At 62.0% G+C, this 16,683-nt stretch carries 17 protein-coding genes and 2 pseudogenes; 13 read left to right on the top strand and 6 right to left on the bottom strand.

What is annotated here, in order from left to right:
* Positions 1-112 precede the first annotated feature (112 nt).
* Positions 113-688, top strand: a complete 576-nt coding sequence (locus tag ACRY_RS01540; RefSeq protein WP_011930614.1) for an antitoxin Xre-like helix-turn-helix domain-containing protein — start codon at positions 113-115, stop codon at positions 686-688.
* Positions 685-1,173, top strand: a complete 489-nt coding sequence (locus ACRY_RS18610; protein WP_081432835.1) for an RES family NAD+ phosphorylase — start codon at positions 685-687, stop codon at positions 1,171-1,173. The genes ACRY_RS01540 and ACRY_RS18610 overlap by 4 nt, the downstream gene beginning before the upstream one ends.
* 14 nt (positions 1,174-1,187) lie before the next feature.
* On the opposite strand, the gene ACRY_RS01535 is transcribed toward ACRY_RS18610, so the two are convergent.
* Positions 1,188-2,315 carry a site-specific integrase gene (locus ACRY_RS01535; RefSeq protein ID WP_011930615.1) on the bottom strand — a complete coding sequence of 376 codons (1,128 nt, stop codon included), beginning with the start codon at positions 2,313-2,315 and terminating at the stop codon, positions 1,188-1,190.
* 211 nt (positions 2,316-2,526) lie between these two features.
* Positions 2,527-3,318 carry an N-acyl amino acid synthase FeeM domain-containing protein gene (locus ACRY_RS20050; protein WP_011930616.1) on the bottom strand — a complete coding sequence of 264 codons (792 nt, stop codon included), beginning with the start codon at positions 3,316-3,318 and terminating at the stop codon, positions 2,527-2,529.
* Between the two features lie 85 nt (positions 3,319-3,403).
* Here ACRY_RS20050 and ACRY_RS01525 point away from each other — a divergent pair, with 85 nt between their 5' ends.
* Together ACRY_RS01525 and ACRY_RS18600 are read left to right on the top strand one after the other, a co-directional pair.
* A complete protein-coding gene (locus ACRY_RS01525) occupies positions 3,404-4,555 on the top strand; it encodes a hypothetical protein (protein ID WP_011930617.1) in 1,152 nt (383 codons plus the stop codon).
* Positions 4,556-5,132: 577 nt separating this feature from the next.
* Positions 5,133-5,480, top strand: a pseudogene (locus ACRY_RS18600) (hypothetical protein); the annotation flags it as partial.
* A 280-nt stretch (positions 5,481-5,760) separates the two neighbouring features.
* Here ACRY_RS18600 and ACRY_RS01515 read toward each other — a convergent pair.
* From ACRY_RS01515 to ACRY_RS01510, 3 genes and pseudogenes are all read right to left on the bottom strand, one after another.
* Positions 5,761-6,645 (bottom strand): NAD-dependent epimerase/dehydratase family protein, encoded by an 885-nt coding sequence (locus tag ACRY_RS01515; protein WP_011930619.1) that lies wholly within the window; start codon positions 6,643-6,645, stop codon positions 5,761-5,763.
* A 237-nt stretch (positions 6,646-6,882) separates the two neighbouring features.
* Positions 6,883-7,128 (bottom strand): annotated as a pseudogene (locus ACRY_RS18595) (transposase); the annotation flags it as partial.
* Between the two features lie 32 nt (positions 7,129-7,160).
* Positions 7,161-8,096, bottom strand: coding sequence for a LysR family transcriptional regulator (locus ACRY_RS01510; RefSeq protein ID WP_011930620.1), 936 nt, complete (start codon positions 8,094-8,096; stop codon positions 7,161-7,163).
* Positions 8,097-8,169: 73 nt separating this feature from the next.
* Here ACRY_RS01510 and ACRY_RS01505 point away from each other — a divergent pair, with 73 nt between their 5' ends.
* The 5 genes from ACRY_RS01505 (at position 8,170) to ACRY_RS18590 (ending at position 11,388) form a co-directional block, all read left to right on the top strand.
* Positions 8,170-8,631: a YybH family protein gene (locus tag ACRY_RS01505; protein WP_050751073.1), complete on the top strand. Its 462-nt coding sequence runs from the start codon at positions 8,170-8,172 to the stop codon at positions 8,629-8,631.
* Positions 8,628-9,344, top strand: a complete 717-nt coding sequence (locus tag ACRY_RS01500) for an MFS transporter (protein ID WP_011930622.1) — start codon at positions 8,628-8,630, stop codon at positions 9,342-9,344. Before ACRY_RS01505 ends, ACRY_RS01500 begins: the two co-directional genes overlap by 4 nt.
* A gap of 47 nt (positions 9,345-9,391) precedes the next feature.
* Positions 9,392-10,072, top strand: a complete 681-nt coding sequence (locus tag ACRY_RS01495; RefSeq protein ID WP_231295210.1) for a transposase — start codon at positions 9,392-9,394, stop codon at positions 10,070-10,072.
* A 237-nt stretch (positions 10,073-10,309) separates the two neighbouring features.
* Positions 10,310-11,050 (top strand): cytochrome b/b6 domain-containing protein, encoded by a 741-nt coding sequence (locus ACRY_RS01490; protein ID WP_231295209.1) that lies wholly within the window; start codon positions 10,310-10,312, stop codon positions 11,048-11,050.
* Complete coding sequence (locus ACRY_RS18590; protein WP_081432834.1) at positions 11,047-11,388, top strand: cupin domain-containing protein; 342 nt, start codon at positions 11,047-11,049, stop codon at positions 11,386-11,388. Before ACRY_RS01490 ends, ACRY_RS18590 begins: the two co-directional genes overlap by 4 nt.
* Before the next feature lie 143 nt (positions 11,389-11,531).
* Here ACRY_RS18590 and ACRY_RS01485 read toward each other — a convergent pair whose 3' ends face one another.
* Positions 11,532-12,176: a GntR family transcriptional regulator gene (locus ACRY_RS01485; protein ID WP_011930625.1), complete on the bottom strand. Its 645-nt coding sequence runs from the start codon at positions 12,174-12,176 to the stop codon at positions 11,532-11,534.
* A gap of 127 nt (positions 12,177-12,303) precedes the next feature.
* Between ACRY_RS01485 and ACRY_RS01480 the strand changes: the two genes are divergently transcribed.
* The 4 genes from ACRY_RS01480 (at position 12,304) to ACRY_RS01465 (ending at position 16,678) form a co-directional block, all read left to right on the top strand.
* On the top strand, positions 12,304-13,554 hold the full coding sequence (locus tag ACRY_RS01480) for a CaiB/BaiF CoA transferase family protein (protein WP_011930626.1): 1,251 nt from the start codon (positions 12,304-12,306) through the stop codon (positions 13,552-13,554).
* A complete protein-coding gene (locus ACRY_RS01475) occupies positions 13,551-14,336 on the top strand; it encodes an enoyl-CoA hydratase/isomerase family protein (RefSeq protein WP_011930627.1) in 786 nt (261 codons plus the stop codon). The genes ACRY_RS01480 and ACRY_RS01475 overlap by 4 nt, the downstream gene beginning before the upstream one ends.
* 123 nt (positions 14,337-14,459) lie before the next feature.
* On the top strand, positions 14,460-15,452 hold the full coding sequence (locus ACRY_RS01470) for a bile acid:sodium symporter family protein (protein WP_011930628.1): 993 nt from the start codon (positions 14,460-14,462) through the stop codon (positions 15,450-15,452).
* Positions 15,453-15,475: 23 nt separating this feature from the next.
* Positions 15,476-16,678, top strand: a complete 1,203-nt coding sequence (locus tag ACRY_RS01465) for a pyridoxal-phosphate-dependent aminotransferase family protein (RefSeq protein WP_011930629.1) — start codon at positions 15,476-15,478, stop codon at positions 16,676-16,678.
* Positions 16,679-16,683: the final 5 nt, after the last annotated feature.

Genomic DNA, 16,683 nt, shown 5'->3' with positions numbered 1-16,683 from the left:
CGGTCAGAATAGCCGCCGGGTCTGTAAGGAACGTGTTGGATCTCTGACTTCGTGGCGGGGATGTTGAACAAATGCGCAAATGCGCTAAATTATTGCGCAAAGGAGTATCGTCATGGTTACCACGACTGTGAGCAAAGCCGCGACCAGAACACCTTCAGGTCCGAAGGCAAACAAGCCTTCGCACAAGGCCCCCAAGACATCTCGCGCGCTTAAGGTTCCCATGACATCACCCGGATCCCCGGCGGCAAAAGGTGGGACCGATGTGTCCTACCTGGAATACTTTTATCAGGCGCCTATGCGCCAAATCGAGATGATCAGGAGGGGGATTCCCGCGCTCACCGTAAAGCGGATCGCAGGTGATCTCAGGATCGAGCAGGACACTTTGCTCCGTGCGCTCAACCTGAGTGTAGCCACCCTGAATCGAAAGGTCGCCCAGGCGAAGAATCTGCCGGCCGATGAGAGCGAGCGCATTGCCGGTATTGCGCGACTGGTGGGGCAGGTCGAGGCGATGGTGAAGGAATCCGGTGATCCAGAGGGATTTAACGCCGCAGAATGGCTCTCGCGCTGGTTGCGCGAGCCATTGCCAGCGCTCGGCGGTCAGATGCCTATCAAATTGCTTGACACGATGGCGGGGCAAGCCCTCGTCTCACAGGCATTGTCCCGCATTCAGAGCGGGGCCTATGCGTGACCGCGAGTTTCTGGAGGATCGGGACAGACACTCGGGATTATACGGCGGACGACAGGAGCGGAAAGGGGGCGGAGATCACGGGCGGACGCTGGAATGACGTTGGCACCCCAATGGTTTACGCAGCATCCTCGCGCGCGCTGGCTTGCCTCGAAACTGTGGTGCATCTGAACGGGAGCGGTTTGCCGCTGAACCGATATCTGGTCGAGATCATCATCCCGGATGATCTGGTCAGATCGGCAGAGACATATGATGAGGCATCGCTGCCTGTGGGGTGGGATGCGGAGCCTCCCGGGAAGGTGAGTATCGACTTGGGAACCACTTGGGTCCGGGACAAAAGATCGGCGGCATTATTCGTCCCATCCGTTATCGTTCCCGAGGAGCTGAACGTCCTCATCAACCCGACCCATCCAGGTGCCCGCAAAATAGAGTTTCACAAGCGCCGGAAATGGCTGTACGACCCGCGCATACTTGCGCCGCGGCATTGAGCTAGGAGACGGATTTAGAGCACCCCATCCAGCGGGTGCCCGTCAAACAGGTCGCCGAACTCCAGGTACTCCCCGAGCACGTCATAGCTCTTGTGGCGGCCGAGCCGCTTCAGGCGCGCCGGATGGACGCCGCGCTCCATCCCGGTGGTCAGCGCCCCGCGCTTGAGGCTGTGCCCGCCCAGGTCGCGCCGGCCGAACCCGGCCGCCATGGCCCGGCGCTGGATGATCAGGGCCACGCTTTGCGGGGTGAGGGCCCGCTCGCCGATGACCGGCCCAGGCGGCGCGGTCCGCTCGCGCCCCTTGCGGCCGGATGGCGGAGACCAGATCCGACGGAACAACGGGCCCCGCTGCAGCCCCGCGGCGACCCGCCAGCGCTCAAGGGCATGCACCGGACAGAGTTCGGTATCGCCGTAGGGCAGGGCGACGGTGACCGCCTCGGCCTGGCTCCCTTTTGTCTGCGGCAGGGTCAGGCGGAGTCCCCGCTCTGACGGTGTCAGGTGCTCGATCCTGATGCCGGCGAGTTCCGAGCGCCGCAGCGCGCCGGCGAAGCCGACCAGGATCAGCGCGCGGTCGCGCAGGTCAGTCAGCTCGGTATCGCCGATCGGTGCCAGCAGCCGGCGGATCACCGTCGCCGTCGCCGCCACCTTCTTGCGGCGGATCTCGCCACGGGAGGCGGCGTCACGCTGGATGCCCGCCATGGTCTCGGCGACGCAGGCATCATCGGTGGGCACCGGGCAGCCGGCGAGGCGATGCAGGTAGCGGATGGCGGCGCGCCGGAGCTTGAGCGTTTCGGTCGAGACGCCGCGGCCGCGCTCATCGGCGAGGAAGGCGGCGACATCCGCGCCGGAGGCGGGGAGGGGCGTCAGCCCGTGGCGGTCGCACCAGAGGCACCAGACGCGCACCGCCGCGCGGTAGGCCCGCCTGGTGTTGTCCGCCTTGGCCCGACGGGCATAGGCGCTGGCGGCGCTGCGGGCGCCGGCGAGCGTGCCATCGGCCACCGGGACCGGTTCGTCCTCGATCTCGCTGAACCAGCGCCGGACCGCGTGCCCGTCGCCGGCGAGCGGGGGCGGGGAGGGCACCAGGCTGCCGGCCGATGGCGCGTCGGGGCGGTCTTGCGGTGCGAATTCGGTGTCATCGGGCACGAGTGGCCTCTCCTGAGCGCGAATCGGTCGGTTTTGCGCTCGGAACCCTATGAAATTTCCGTAGTATCGACAACCGGAGTTATCAGGAAATCGATTAAAAAAGCTTGATAGGCCCCTAAAAAAGACGGTTATTTTGTGCTATACTGAATATGGAGAAAAAATACGGACTAAAATATTGATTTTCCGTTCGGGGATTTTCGCAGCTTTCCGCTCAGCCCGGGCCCGGCTCTTGATCCGCATCAGGGTCCGGCGCCGGCGCGGCGCGCCCGAGGCGGTTCGGGGTTTCGAGCGCCGGCCGCGCCTCGGGCCGACCGGTCGAGAAGATCTGCACCCGGTGGCCGGCGAGCAGCGCCTGGCAGGTCGGGTCGGTGACGGAGAGGCCGCTCATGAACGGCACGCGGTCGACCGTATCCGCGAATTCCTCACGAAAGCACGCCATCAGCCCGGTCTGGACAGCGAGTCCAGGATAGGGGCGTGGATCCTCGATCTTGCGGTAGCCGAGGCGGCGGTAGAACGGCATGTGATGATGCTTGACCGCGTTGAACACGACATTCGTGTCATGCGCGTGGACGAGATAGCGAACCGTCCGGAAGAGGGCCTGCAGCACCGCGATATCCCGCTCCGCATGGCTCGCCAGGGCCAGCTTGGTGGCCTCGATTGCGGTGGCCGGGCGCGCCGCGGTCCCGCGGACGGCGAGAAGCTCGCGGATCTCCGGCCCGAACATGTCGAGCGCCGGGATGTAGTGGAAGTCGGGGTTGTCGGAGCCCGGGTCGAGGAGGAGGGTGCGCACCGTGCCGGACGGAATACCGTCGCGAAATACCACGGCGGTCTGGGCGTTCGCGCGCGTGTCCTCCTTATCGCTGAACAACCCATCGGCGCGCTCGCCGATATAGCCGCTCGCGCGATACGCCTCGTAGCGGATCTCGTAGGCCAGATCGGCGAGGTCACGGCTGGTCGCGAGCTGGACCTCGATCGCGTCGCGGCTGGGGGAGAAACTGGGCATTTGGGCCTCGGGGGGATGGGAGCGGTCCCCCGGAGGCTACGGACGAGATGTGTAAGTGACGTCCTTGCAGGTGGTGGTGCGTCTCATGGATCACCCTGAGATGTCCGCCCAGCAGCGGCTGATGATCGCACTTGAGCGGGCGGCCGGCGCCTTTGCCCGGCTCGACCAGGCCCTCTCGATGCACCCGCTCCGCGGCGCCTTCCTCTACCGGTTTCGCCTCGATGCGGTGCGCCGCCAGGCGATGGTGGACGGGCAGTTGATCGAGCCGTGGCATCTCGCGGCCCTGCTCGAGGGCGTCCGGCTCCGCATGGACCCGTGGCTGAGCCTCGCCGAGCGGGGCGACATCTTCGATGCGGCCCGACACGCGCTCTCGATGCACCAGTGGATCGTCGAGCCCGATTTTGATCAGGAAGGCGAGATCCAGGTGGCGATGAAGGCAATCGAGCGCGATGTCGAGCGCGCCTCCCCGCTGCTCGGCGCGGCGCACGCGGCCCATGCCTGGCTGGCCGGGGGCGGGAGACGAGCTCCATTGCGGGGCGCACTCATCCGCTTCTGGCAGCAGAGCGGACTGCTGCACCTTCCGGTGCCGATCACCGGGCCGCAGGCGCTCGCCGGCGACCTTCCCTTCGACCGGGAGAGCTGGATCCCGCTTCTGCTCCACGCACTGGCGAACGAGGCCGCGGCCGCCCAGGACCTCCTCCGCGATCTCGATCGGGCATGGCAGGTCGCGCGCGCTTCGATCGGCAAGCGGCGCAAGAACAGCCGGGCCGCCAAGGCGATCGATATCCTGGCGGCAACCCCGATTATCTCCGCGAAATCGCTCGCCGATCGGCTCGGCATGAACGTGGCGAACGCCCACGCCCTGCTCGGCGAACTGCTCGAGGCCGGGCTGGTCGTCGAGTTGACCCACCGCAGCAAGCGCCGGCTCTTCGGCCTGTCGGGCATGGGCCGGATGCGCGACTACGTGGCGCCGCCACGCCGGCCGCAGCCGGGGCGGGGGAGGGGGCGTCCCCGGATCGAGCGCGAAATGCCGCAGCCCGCGCCGCCCGCCGAGCTTCCGCCGGCGCCATCCGGTGGCGTCCTGCCCCGGCTCGCGTTCGACTTCAGCGATCTGGAAGAGGCCATGGCGGCAGCCGATGCCGCGATCCGCGAGACCAGGATCAGCCTCGATCGGATCCGTCAGGCAGGCAGGCCGGAGGCCGATCATCAACGACTAGGGGTCGGAGAAACCCGATGACGGCCAGCGCCGCCACCTCTGCGAGAGCGTAGACGACCGCCATCAACGCCAATCCACTCTGATCACCAGCCAGATGCCCGTCGACCGCCGGTACGGCATCAACGCTACCAGGTCTGGGACGCCGTGCGCGCCGGGCATCTCACGCTCATTCCGCACGAGTTCACGCCGCCGCCCCTGACGGTCAGTGTGACCTACAAGGGGCGGCGCATTGCGTCTGCCAACGTCGCTGTTTTCGTCAAAGTCATACAGGAACATTTTAAGGCCAACCCACTTGTTCAGTTCGACGCCAAACAAATACGTACGGAGGAAATTCCGATAATAAATAGGGATTTTGCTTAATCAGCATGAATGGGGCGTGTGTGGACGGCTCTTGCCTTGGCCCGGTTACACCATCGGCGCGATCGTTTGCTCAAAACGTGCGAAATGACCCCGTGTCTCGCAGCAAGGCCGCACGATAGTTCGGTGGGACCAAGGCTCGCAGGAGCCGCGTCCCCTGCACCTGCTGGCGAAATCCCCCCTAGTAAGCCACAACGAGACACGATGACGGAGGCTAATCGGGGGCCGATTCCGGAATGGACGGTTGCGGATCGGCATCACCCGCGCCTGCGTGGTCGCCGACCGCGGCATGATCAGCTCCGATACCATCGCGGCACTGGAAGCGCTGGGGATGGAATACATCCCCAGCGTGCGCGAGCGCACGAGCCGAGTGATCCGCGACGTTGTCCTGAACGACATGGCCTCGATCGTCCCGCTGGCGCTCGATCGCCAGCATGGCGATACCCAGCTCTGGGTAAAAGAGGTCTGGATTGGCAAGGGCAAGGCGGCCCAGCGCTACATCGTCCCGGTCAATGAGGCCGAGGCGGAAAAGGACAGGGATGACCGGCAGGCCATCGTCGACGGGCTGCAGGCCCAGCTGAAGAAGGGCGCCGGAGTGAGATGGGAGTTTTCGCCAGGAAACGGCCCGCCTGCGTCCTTGGCATTTCCAGCGCAATGCGCTCGCCCACACAGGCAAGAGCAACCGTAGGGTGGTCTCCGCCTTCATCGCCACGGCCTTTGCCAAACCCGACCAGGCCGAGGCACAGTAGGTGGCGTTTTCAGCGAGTCGCCGGATCGCGTAAGGAACCAACGGGTCTCCAGCGCCTGCCTGATAAAGACCAGGCACGACCCTGCTGAACGCGTGACGAAGATGCGGCGCGGTCGGCCAGCTACGCGAAGTCCTCGATCCGCCTCAGATCCTCCAGCAGGCCGGGGCCGGTGGGCTGCCATCCCAGCACCTCGCGCGTCCAGTCGCTGGACGCGAGGATATTGAAACGGGAGAAATGCGTCAGCGGGCCGAAGTAGCCCTCGACCTCGGCGTCATCGAGGGCGCGCACCGGCAGGCCCATGCCCTTCGCCAGCGCCTCGGATACCTCGATCGCGGGCACGCCCGCCTCGGCCGCGGCGTGATAGACGGCCCCCGGCGCGGCCCGTTCCAGAGCAAGGCGGTAGACCCGCGCCGCGTCGCTGACATGAGTGGCGGGCCAGAGATTCGATCCGTCCCCAGCGTAGCCGACGAACCCCTTCTGCCGCGCGACCTGCGCGAAAAAGGTGATCAGCCCGAAATGCGCCGTGTCATGAACCTGCGGCAAACGGATGATGCCCATGTTGGCGCCGGCAGCCAATGCCTCGTGCGCCGCTTCCTCGCTGGCCGCGCGGGGCATCACATCGCTGCCCGGATGGCTGTCCGTCTCGACCGAGGCTCGCCCCGGCGCGGCGGGAATGCCGCTGGTGACGACCATAGGCTTGCCCGTGCCTACCAGCGTCTGACCCATGGCGTGGATCACCTTGCGGTCGTCCTCGCAGTTTTCCTTGAAGCGGGTGAAATCGTGGTTGAAGGCCAGGTGTGCGACGGCATCGATCTTGCCGCAGGTCCGGGCCAGGAGGTCGAGGTCGTTCACGTTGCCCATCAGCACCTCGGCGCCGGTTTCGGCCAGGGCCTTTGCCTTCTCGGCCGAGCGGGCAAGGCCGGTCACGCTGTGGCCCGCGGCCAGCAGATCGGCGGCGACGGCCGCCCCGATGAACCCAGTGGCGCCCGTTACGAAGACATGCATGGATCTTCTCCCCCTTGCGATATGGACCCTACCTGCGCGCGGATGCTATCGTGTTAAAGTAGTGATTTTATCCTACTATATAACTTAACAGGCCGAACGCATGATCGCTTTCGAACCGTCATCAAAGCTTGCAATGCCTACTTGAACTCAATGGGCCGTCCACGCATGATTCGAGGTTTGGCGAACGCAAGGTGTTTGCCATGAAGAAGCCGATTACGCTGCGTTTGGACTTTTAGGCGGCAGCCCTTTTGCAATCACCTCCCCATATCCGCTGCCCCGGTCACGGGCAACAATCGATATCGAAGGGCGTTTGGCAAGCCAGGCTCGAGACGTCTCCAGCGCTCGGTCCGGCAATAGGGTAACAGGCTTCCGGCGCTCCAGATCGCAAATGATCGTCCCATAGCTCTGGCCCCGCCGGTAAGCGAAATCGTCAATGCCTATGACATGAAGCTTATCAGTCTGATCAACGGCACGCCGACGCACCGCAAGATTCGATACGGTCGCCTTGAGGGCGCTCATCGAAGAGCCCTCAAACCTGATCTCAGTCGTGCCGCGAGGAAGTCGATGAACGCCCGCGTTCGGGTCGGTAGCAAAGACGCTTGCGGCCAGACAACGTGGACAGGCGTCGGTGGTGGCTCGTATTCGGTCAGGATTAGCTCCACGCGTCCGGTTTCCAGCATGCCAGCGATTTGCCAGAGCGGCGCAATGCCGATACCGACGGCTTCTGCGACCGCCTCATTGCAGGCGCCAGCGTTGTCGGAGCTGAAGCACGCGGCTACCGGGATGGTCTCTGGCTTGCCAGCGCTCTCGAAGGTCCAGCGCTGAGGAGACTTTGTGAGCGTCCTGATGACGCAGCAATGTGCTCTGAGATCTCCAGGGACCTTGGGGCGGCCGTGTTTCAGCAGGTATTCGGGGGCCGCAAAGGCAACACGACGTAACGCGCCAACACGCGTCGCCATCGCGCGGCTGTCGGAAAGCTCTCCAATCCGGATGGCGAGATCGAGTTCGGCCTTGAGTAGGTCTTGGAAGCTATCCTCAAGCACCAGTTGAATTGCGACTGCCGGATGGCGACGCATGAAGGCGGCAATGGTAGGGACAACATAGGTTGGCCCAAAGAGGGTGGACGATCCGATGCGAAGGGTACCGGCGATCTCGCGCGTGAGTTCCGCAGCCTCAGTGTGGGCGGCCGCGATATCGGACAACGCTTCCTTGATACGCCCATAGAAAACCAGACCTGCATCTGTCGGTTGCATGCTCCTGGTTGTGCGCCGCACGAGATTTGCGCCCGTATCCCTTTCGATGTTCGCAAGTGCCCGGCTCACAGACTGAAGCGACCGGTTCATCCGACGCGATGCTGCTGTCAGGCTGCCGGCCTCCACGATGGCGACGAAGGTTTCGTAGTCGGACAAGGAGGGCACTCGATTATTCCAATAATTGGGATAGTCATTCATGTTTTTATCATATTATCCCACTCAATGGGATCCACTAGCCTTCACTCTCATCGACAGAGATGGGAGAATTGACATGCTCGACGTAATCAGCGTGCCTGTGACCGGGCAGGAAAATCCGATCGATCCTTCGACGCCGCTTGGTGCCCTGGCCGAGTTCTACCGGGCCTTCAACGCGCGCGATGTCGACATGATGGTCCGCAACTGGCTGCAGACAGAAGAAGCGTCGATGGATAATCCGCTGGGAGGCATTCGGCGCGGGTGGCAGGAGATCGGCCCGGTCTACGAACGCATCTTCACCGGGCGGGCGGCCGTGACAGTGGAGTTCTTCGACTATTCCCTGCACGAGCTAAGCGATGCCTTCCTCGCCGTCGGCCGCGAGCGAGGCCGCCTCGTCGCTGGAGATACCACGCTCGATCTGAAGATTCGCACGAGCCGGTGGTATGTGCGCGTTGATGGCCGGTGGCGGCAGCTCCATCACCACGGCTCGATGGAAGATGCCGAATTGTTTGCGCGCTATCAGGCTGCGGTCCGATGACTGGTGACGCTTGCGCGGTCCTTGAGCAGCCACGAAATCCGTCTTTGTCGTTGCAGGCAGCATTTGGAGCGACTGTTCGTCTGATCGTTCAGCCTCTCTTTGCCGGCCAAATGATTGTGGCCACGGTTGCCCGGGATTTCTCGCTGGGAGGAGCAGAGACCGGCCTCACGGCGGCCGCGAGTCTGCATGGCTATGCTGTCGGACTGGTGTGCTTGGTTCCCCTTGCCGATATTATCGAGACCCGGCGGTTTATGATTAGGCTCCTTGCTGCAGAGGCGGTTGCGCTTCTGATTTGTGCCACCGCACAGAGCTTTGTGGTGCTTCTTGCAGCGGCCTTCGCCGCAGGTACCGCCTCGTGTGCGATCCAGGTTTTGATACCGCTGATCGCGACCGTGACGCCCGACGCGCGGCGGGGATGGGTCGTTGGAAATGTCGTGAGCGGATTGATGTTGGGGATCTTGTTGTCGCGTCTTTTGCCCGCATTCATCTCCGGCTCCTGGGGCTGGCGCCCGTTCTACGCCTTTGCCGCCTGCGCGACCGCGGTGGCTATTGGCATAATCAATACCACGGCGCCCGAACATCGACCGCGCTCCCGGGAGAGTTGGCTCCGGTTTATGATCCGGGACCGCCTGCCCTTGATTCGCTTCCTGCGCTTTGATCTCGGCGGGCCGACGCCGGACGAGAACACGATCTGGTTGTTCGGAACAAACTGACCGAGACCGGTACGTTGAAGCAGGTGATGAAGGCGTTCGACTGGCAGTTGCAGAAGAACGGCTACATCCCGATGTCGGGCCAGATCGTCGATGCGTCCCTGGTGTCGGCGCCGAAGCAGCGGAACACGGAGGTGGAGAAGGAAGCGATCAAGGCCGGTAAGACAGGGCGTGAGATCTGGCCGAATGAGCCGAACAAGGCGGCCCAGAAAGACATGGATGCACGGTGGACACTGAAGATGGGCGGCAAGATCCGATATCGGTCGGACGGCACGTCACTGCCTCAGATCGCACTGCCGGTGTTCGGCTACAAATCCCACATCGCCGTCGACCGACGCTTCGGCTTCATCCGGGAGAGTGCTTTGACCTCGGCCGTGCAGGCGGATGGGCGGATGCTGCCGCGGTTGGTGACGACGGGCAACACCTCCTCGGGGGTCTGGGCGGACAGCGCCTATCGCTCGCAGAAGAATGAGACAGGGCTGGCTTTAAGGATGCTGGTCAGCCGCATCCACAGGCGCAAGCCGGCGGGCAAGCCGATGCCGCACAATATCGTGCGGGCCAATGCCGCGAAATCGGCGATCCGTGCCCATGTCGAACACGTCTTCGCCCACCAGAAGAACAGGTTCGGCCTGTTCATCCGCACCATCGGCATCGCGCGGGCAATGGCGAAACTCATCCTGGCCAATATCGCCTATAATTTCGACCGGCTTGTCTTCCATCAACGTGCCTGAGCCATGGGATAAATCCGTCGAGGCAACGGAATTGCGGCGCCATCGCGGCCTCCGAGACCCACTTCGAGGTGAAATCACGCCCCACAATGCGCCGTCAAACCCGCATGAGTTCCCGAAGCCGCACGGGTATTTGCTGGTGTCCAGCTCAAACAGGTGCAGGAGAGCGAGGCTAAGCGCAGGTCGGTCAAAACCGCCGCGTGACATTAGGACTGGTGTCGTTTCACTACAGATAACAGGTTGAGGCAGATCAATGCGCTCGTCCTCAATCCAGCGCGACTATCTGTCCGATTTCCATATCTGGTCGAAACCGAGAACAAATCGATGTCATCAGACAAGGTGAAGCCGACGATACGAGTGTGGGATCCCTTCATTCGGTTCGGGCATTGGGCGATTGTCCTAGCCTTCGCCATTTCCTACGTTACGGCTGAGGACGAAGGTGATAATGTTAGCGCCCTCCATGTCTGGGGAGGTTATGTTATCGGCGCCATCCTCGCGATCCGGATCATCTGGGGTTTCGCCGGTCCACGATACGCCCGATTTGCCGACTTCATCTACAACCCGATCACCGTGGTACGGTATCTCGTATGTTTGATACGTGGCAATGCGAAGCGCTATATCGGGCACAGTCCGGCCGGCGGTGTGATGGTGATCGCATTGATGCTGAGCCTTTTGGGAACCATCGGTACCGGACTCGTCGTATACGGTGCAGAAGGCAAAGGGCCGCTAGCCCAGTCGCCAATCGTCCTGATACAGCGGGCTTATGCCAATGGCGACACGGAGTATGCCCGTCCCGGACAGAGAGGCACAGTAGTGGGCGAAAATGGGAATGAAGAACTCTTTGAGAATCTGCACAATTTTCTTGCCAATCTGACTCTCACCCTGATCGGCCTGCATGTGCTCGGCGTTGGCGCTGCAAGTGTCGTTCACCGGGAAAATCTCGTTCAGTCGATGTTGACCGGACGCAAGAGACTTGAGTGAGCCACTTGACGCGTCGCTTTGTCACTGAACCAGGTGCGATATCCACTCTTCACCATCGGCATTCTCGGCAGGACGAGTTTATCTATGTTCTTGAGGGCGAGCCGACCATGTTTACAGATACTGGTGAGATGAAGCTCCTGCCAGGGATGGTTGCGGGCTTTCCCGCCTCGAGCTCTGCGCACCATCTGGAAAACCAGACGTCACAGGTTTGCGCGATCCTGGAGGTAGGCGACCGGTCATCTGACGATGCTGTAAGCTATCCGTCGGATGACATAGAGGCTGCCATGGGAGACGATGGAAAAGGGCAGTTTACTCACAAGGACGGTGTACCGTACTGATCCCTTGAACTTGCGACTCCCGGATCGTGTCCCGTGTTGTGGTGTCGGAGCAGGTCTCCTGAGTAGGGTTGTCTGCTCTGTCAGGCTGCGATTGTGGGCACCCTCCCTTCGATCCGGTGTCCTCCACCGCCGAACGCCCTGTCTCAATCAGCGGCGAAGCCAGCGCGTTCGACTTCCTGTGCTTTGTGGCGGAGATGGGTTTTCAGAATCATCGCCAGCATTGGGCCATCACGTCGGGTGAGGGCATTCAGCATGGCCTCATGCTCGAGGAACGCTTCGCGCCAGTGCGCCTCCGTCATCGGGGCAATGTAGCGCGCGCGGCGGATCCGGGCGCTGACACTTTCATAGACATTAATCATCGCCGCATTTCCCGAGGCTGCCATGATCGCCTCATGGATGGCTCGATTGCACGCATAATAAGCTTGCATATCTCCTCTCGCGAAATAACTCGCCATGGTTGCGTGCTGTTCCGCGATCGTCGCGATCTCTCGATCGGTGATGCGCTGGCAGGCGAGTTCTCCGCCGGCCGATTCCAGTGCCGCGGACAGTTGGAACAGATCCCGCACGTCCTGGACCGTCAACTTCGCAGCGCGTGCACCGCGATTAGGTAGCAAGACAACATAGCCCTCCGCCGCCAGAACTTTCAGCGCCTCGCGCAGCGGCGTGCGGGACACGTTCAGTGCCGCACAAAGGTCTCGTTCGGGAATACGAGCGCCGGGCGCGATCTCACCCTCGATCAGGCGTTCACGGATAAAGGTGACGACATCTTCATGAACCATCGTCCTCATTTAGCCGATCTTGTGTGAGCAGGCGATGCAGAGCAAATGAATGCAAAATGGCCTCTTATCGACATTAATAGCTTGCAAGTACCCGTGGAATGCATTTTATTGCATGCAAAACGGAGGATGGCCACCGATGACGAACGGCAAAGCCGCGAATGCCACCGGACCACTTGCGGGCCTCAGGGTGCTTGATCTGTCGCATGTAATGGCTGGTCCGGTCTGCGGCATGATGTTGGCGGACATGGGCGCCGAGGTAATCAAGGTCGAAAAAGTCCCGGGTGGCGACGATACCAGGCGGGCAGTTCCGCCCTCAGTCGCCGGCGAGTCTGCGGCGTTCATGATGATGAATCGCAACAAGAGGGGTATAGCGCTCAATCTTAAATCGCCGCTGGGGCGAGACGCTCTGCTCCGCCTGATCGATTCGAGCGATATTCTGATCGAGAACTATCGCAAAGGCGCGCTCGATCGCATGGGATTCGGTTATGAAGCGATGCATGCGCGCAATCGCGGGTTGATCTATTGCAGCATCTCTGGCTTTGGCCGCACCGGGCCATATGCTGAACGTGGTGGGTTCGACCTGATCGCCCAGGGAATGAGTGGCGTGATGAGCGTTACCGGCGAAGGGCCGGGGCGAGCGCCAGTGAAGGTTGGGCCGCCGATTGCCGACATCGGCGCCGGGATGCTCGCGGCGATGGGAATTCTTGCGGCACTCAATTACCGGAACCAGACCGGCGAGGGGCAGATGGTGGACACCTCGCTGCTCGAGGCAGGGATCACCTATCTCTACTGGCATGCAGCGATCAGCTTCGCCACCGGTTCCTCGCCCGGTCCACTTGGTTCCGGTCATCCGCTTATGGCGCCCTACCAGGCTTTTCGTACCAGCGACGATCCGATCACCGTCGGTGCAGCCAATGAAGGCAACTGGAGGAGGCTGTTGGCGGTGTTGCAGGCCGACGATCTCGCAGCCGATCCGCGCTTCACGACGAATGCCGGACGAATGGAGAATCTGTCGGAGTTAGAGGCGAGACTGGAGGCAATCTTCCGGCAGAAGACATCCGCCGAATGGCTGGTGGCGCTCGACAAGGCGGGGGTTCCAGCCGGCCCGGTACTGACCGTCCAGCAGATGGCCGAGGACCCGCAGGTGAAGGCACGCAGCATGATCGTCGAAACGGAGCACGCGGTGGCCGGCCGCACGCGCGCCCTCGGGCTGCCGGTTAAGTTCTCGACGACGCCGGCCAATGTGCGCCGTCCGGCACCGGCTTACGGTCAGCATACGCGCGAGGTCCTGCGCGAGGCAGGATTCTCCGAAGTCGAAATCGACGGAATGATCGATTCGGGCGCCGCGCAGGCGGCAATGCCCGAGCGCAAGGAGGCCGCCGAATGAGTGCCTTCACTCAGGAATCCGAGGATCTTGTCTACGAGGTACGCGGTCAGATCGGCTACATTACTTTTAACCGACCGGCCTCGCGCAACGCTCTTACGTTCGCAATGTATGAGCGATTGGCGGCAATCTGCGGCGACACCGGTGATTTACGGGCGCTGGTACTGACCGGTGGCGGCGAAAAGGCTTTTGCCGCCGGCACCGACATCAACCAGTTCCGAGCCTTCCGAACCCCCGAGGACGCACTTGCTTACGAACGGCGCATTGATGCCGTTCTCCAGGCACTCGAGACCTGTCCCACTCCTACGATCGCCGCGATTAGCGGTGCATGCACCGGCGGAGGCGCTGCGATAGCTGCCGTCTGCGATCTCCGGATTGCTAGCGAGAGCGCGAAGTTCGGCTTTCCGATCGCCCGTACTCTCGGTAACTGCCTGTCAGCCGAAAATTACGCACGGCTGGCTGCCCTCATCGGCGCGGCACGTGTGAAAGACCTGATCTTCACGGCGCGGCTGATCGGTGCCGGTGAGGCGGAGCGCATCGGCCTCGTCTCGGAGGTTCTGCCGGATCATGAGACCTTGCTCGCAAGGGCGTCGGCCTTGGCTGAAACGATGACGCGGCACGCGCCGCTCACGCTGCGGGTAACGAAGGATGCGCTTAATCGGATTAGTCGGCTGTCGCGCATCGAGGCGAATGACCTCATCCTCACCTGTTACATGAGCGAGGATTTTCGAGAAGGCATGGACGCCTTCCTGACCAAGCGACAACCCGACTGGAAGGGACGGTAAAATTCTCTGATCCTCCATGGAAGTGCATCTTCCTGAATAATCATGGCCAGAAGTGAATCATACAGAGGATCTGGCGGCCTGATATTCACGCTTCAACAATAATAAATTCAAGGGAATGGAAACATGAAGTTAGCAAGCCTTCTGCTGAACAAGATGATGCCCGTCTGGCTGGTCGTCTGCGGGGTTCTTGGCTACCTGGCACCGCACGTCTTCGTCGCCTTCGCGCCCTACGTCATCTATTATCTGGCGGCGGTCATCCTGATGATGAGCTTGACGCTGACGATCGAGGCGACCAAACAGGTCTTTACGCGTCCGAAACCTCTGATTTCTGGCTTCGTGATCAAGTGGATTACCGTTCCGCTAGCCGCCATCATCGCGGCGCATCTGATCTACGCAAATCAGCCGCAACTCGCCGCAGGCACGATTCTCGACGGCGCAACACCGGCAGGTGTCACCTCCAACCTCTTCACCTTCCTCTCCAATGGTGCCGTCGCATTAGCGATCAGTTTGACCTTCATCCACACGCTGCTGTCACCGCTCTTGACGCCAGCCTTCACGACCGCCTTCGCCCACAAATATGTTGCGGTCAGCTTTTTCGCTTTGTTCCACCAGATGCTGGTGATGGTCCTATTGCCGCTGATCATCGGCATTGGCGCTCGCTACACGCTCGGCGCGCAGCGTATCAGGCTTGTGCAGCCGGTCCTGCCGATGATTTCGGCCTTGTTGCTCTACGCGCTAGCGCTTGGGCTGGTTGCCAAGGCACAGCCCGCGATCGCCCGGAATCTGGACTGGGTGCCGATCATCGCGATCGTCACATCCATTCTCACCATCATCAACCTTGCGGTCGGCTACCTTCTCGCTCGGCTGCTACGCCTTGATGAATCCAATTCTCGCGCCATCATGTTCGATGTCGGCATTTACAACTCCGGTCTCGGCGCGGTTCTGGCCAGCCTCAATTTTGGCGCCTTTGCGGCACTGCCGGCGCTGATGAACGCGATGCTCAACATGGTCATCGGCTCGATGCTGGCCAGCTATCTGGGCAGCAAGCCCATAGACCAGGAACAGTCAGATTCGGCGGTGAGCAGGCCCGTAACGTCACAACTCGGAGCTGAATGAAGAGAATGACTTGGGTTAATTCCATGCATACCGGCCGGCACTTCCTTCAGATCCCTGGCCCGACCAATGTTCCGGACCGGGTGCTTCGGGCGATCGACATGCCGACCATCGATCACCGAGGCCCCGAATTCGGCCGTCTTGGCCTCGAGGTCATCGAGGGGTGCAAGGCTGTGTTCCGGACCGGCAATCCTGTGATCATCTATCCCTCGTCGGGGACCGGCGCCTGGGAGGCGGCGATCCTGAACACGCTCTCTCCGGGCGACCGAGTGCTGGTGGCCGAGACGGGACACTTCGCGACGCTCTGGGGCAGGATGGCTGCAAAACTGAAGCTCGAGGTCGAAACTATACCGGGTGACTGGCGGCACGGCGCCGACCCTGGAGAGATCGGCGCCAGACTGGCGGAAGACCGTGGGCATGTGATCAAGGCAGTAATGGTGGTGCACAACGAGACCTCTACCGGCGTCACCAGCCGCATTCCGGACATCCGCCGGGCGATTGACGCGGCTCGCCATCCGGCGTTGTTCCTAGTCGACACCATCTCCTCCCTTGGTTCGATCGACTACCGGCACGACGAATGGGGTGTCGATGTTACAGTGGGAGGCTCGCAGAAGGGGCTGATGCTACCGCCGGGTCTCGGTTTCAACGCCGTCTCAGACAAGGCGCTCGCCGCAGCGCGGGGCAACTCGAGCCGGCGTTCCTACTGGGACTGGCACGAGATCATCGCTGCCAACGCTGACGGCTACTGGCCCTACACCCCAGCCACCAACCTGCTATACGGCCTGCGCGAGTCGCTGGCCATGCTGCAGGAGGAGGGAATGGACTCTGTCTTCGCGCGTCATGATAGGCATGCGGCGGCGACGCGGGCAGCGATAAGGGCCTGGGAACTGGAGATCCTTTGCGTCGATCCGTATGCGTATTCCAGCGCACTGACAGCGGTTGTCATGCCCGAAGGCCATGACGCGGACCGCTATCGTGAGGTCGTTCTCAACAAGTTCGACATGTCCCTAGGCACCGGCCTCGCCAAGCTGAAAGGCTGCGTGTTCCGGATTGGGCACCTAGGTCATTTCAACGATCTGATGTTGATGGGGACGTTGGCCGGGGTGGAGATGGGATTCGCTCTCGCAGGTGTGCCGTACCGGAAGGGCGGCGTGGGCGCGGCGATGGCGGTACTGGAACACACGGTACCGCCTGGCAAGCATCACATGAAGGACGAGGACGCCGCCTGATCGGG

Source organism: Acidiphilium cryptum JF-5 (assembly GCF_000016725.1).
Taxonomy (GTDB): domain Bacteria; phylum Pseudomonadota; class Alphaproteobacteria; order Acetobacterales; family Acetobacteraceae; genus Acidiphilium; species Acidiphilium multivorum.
This window is presented reverse-complemented; position numbering and strand designations above follow the sequence as displayed.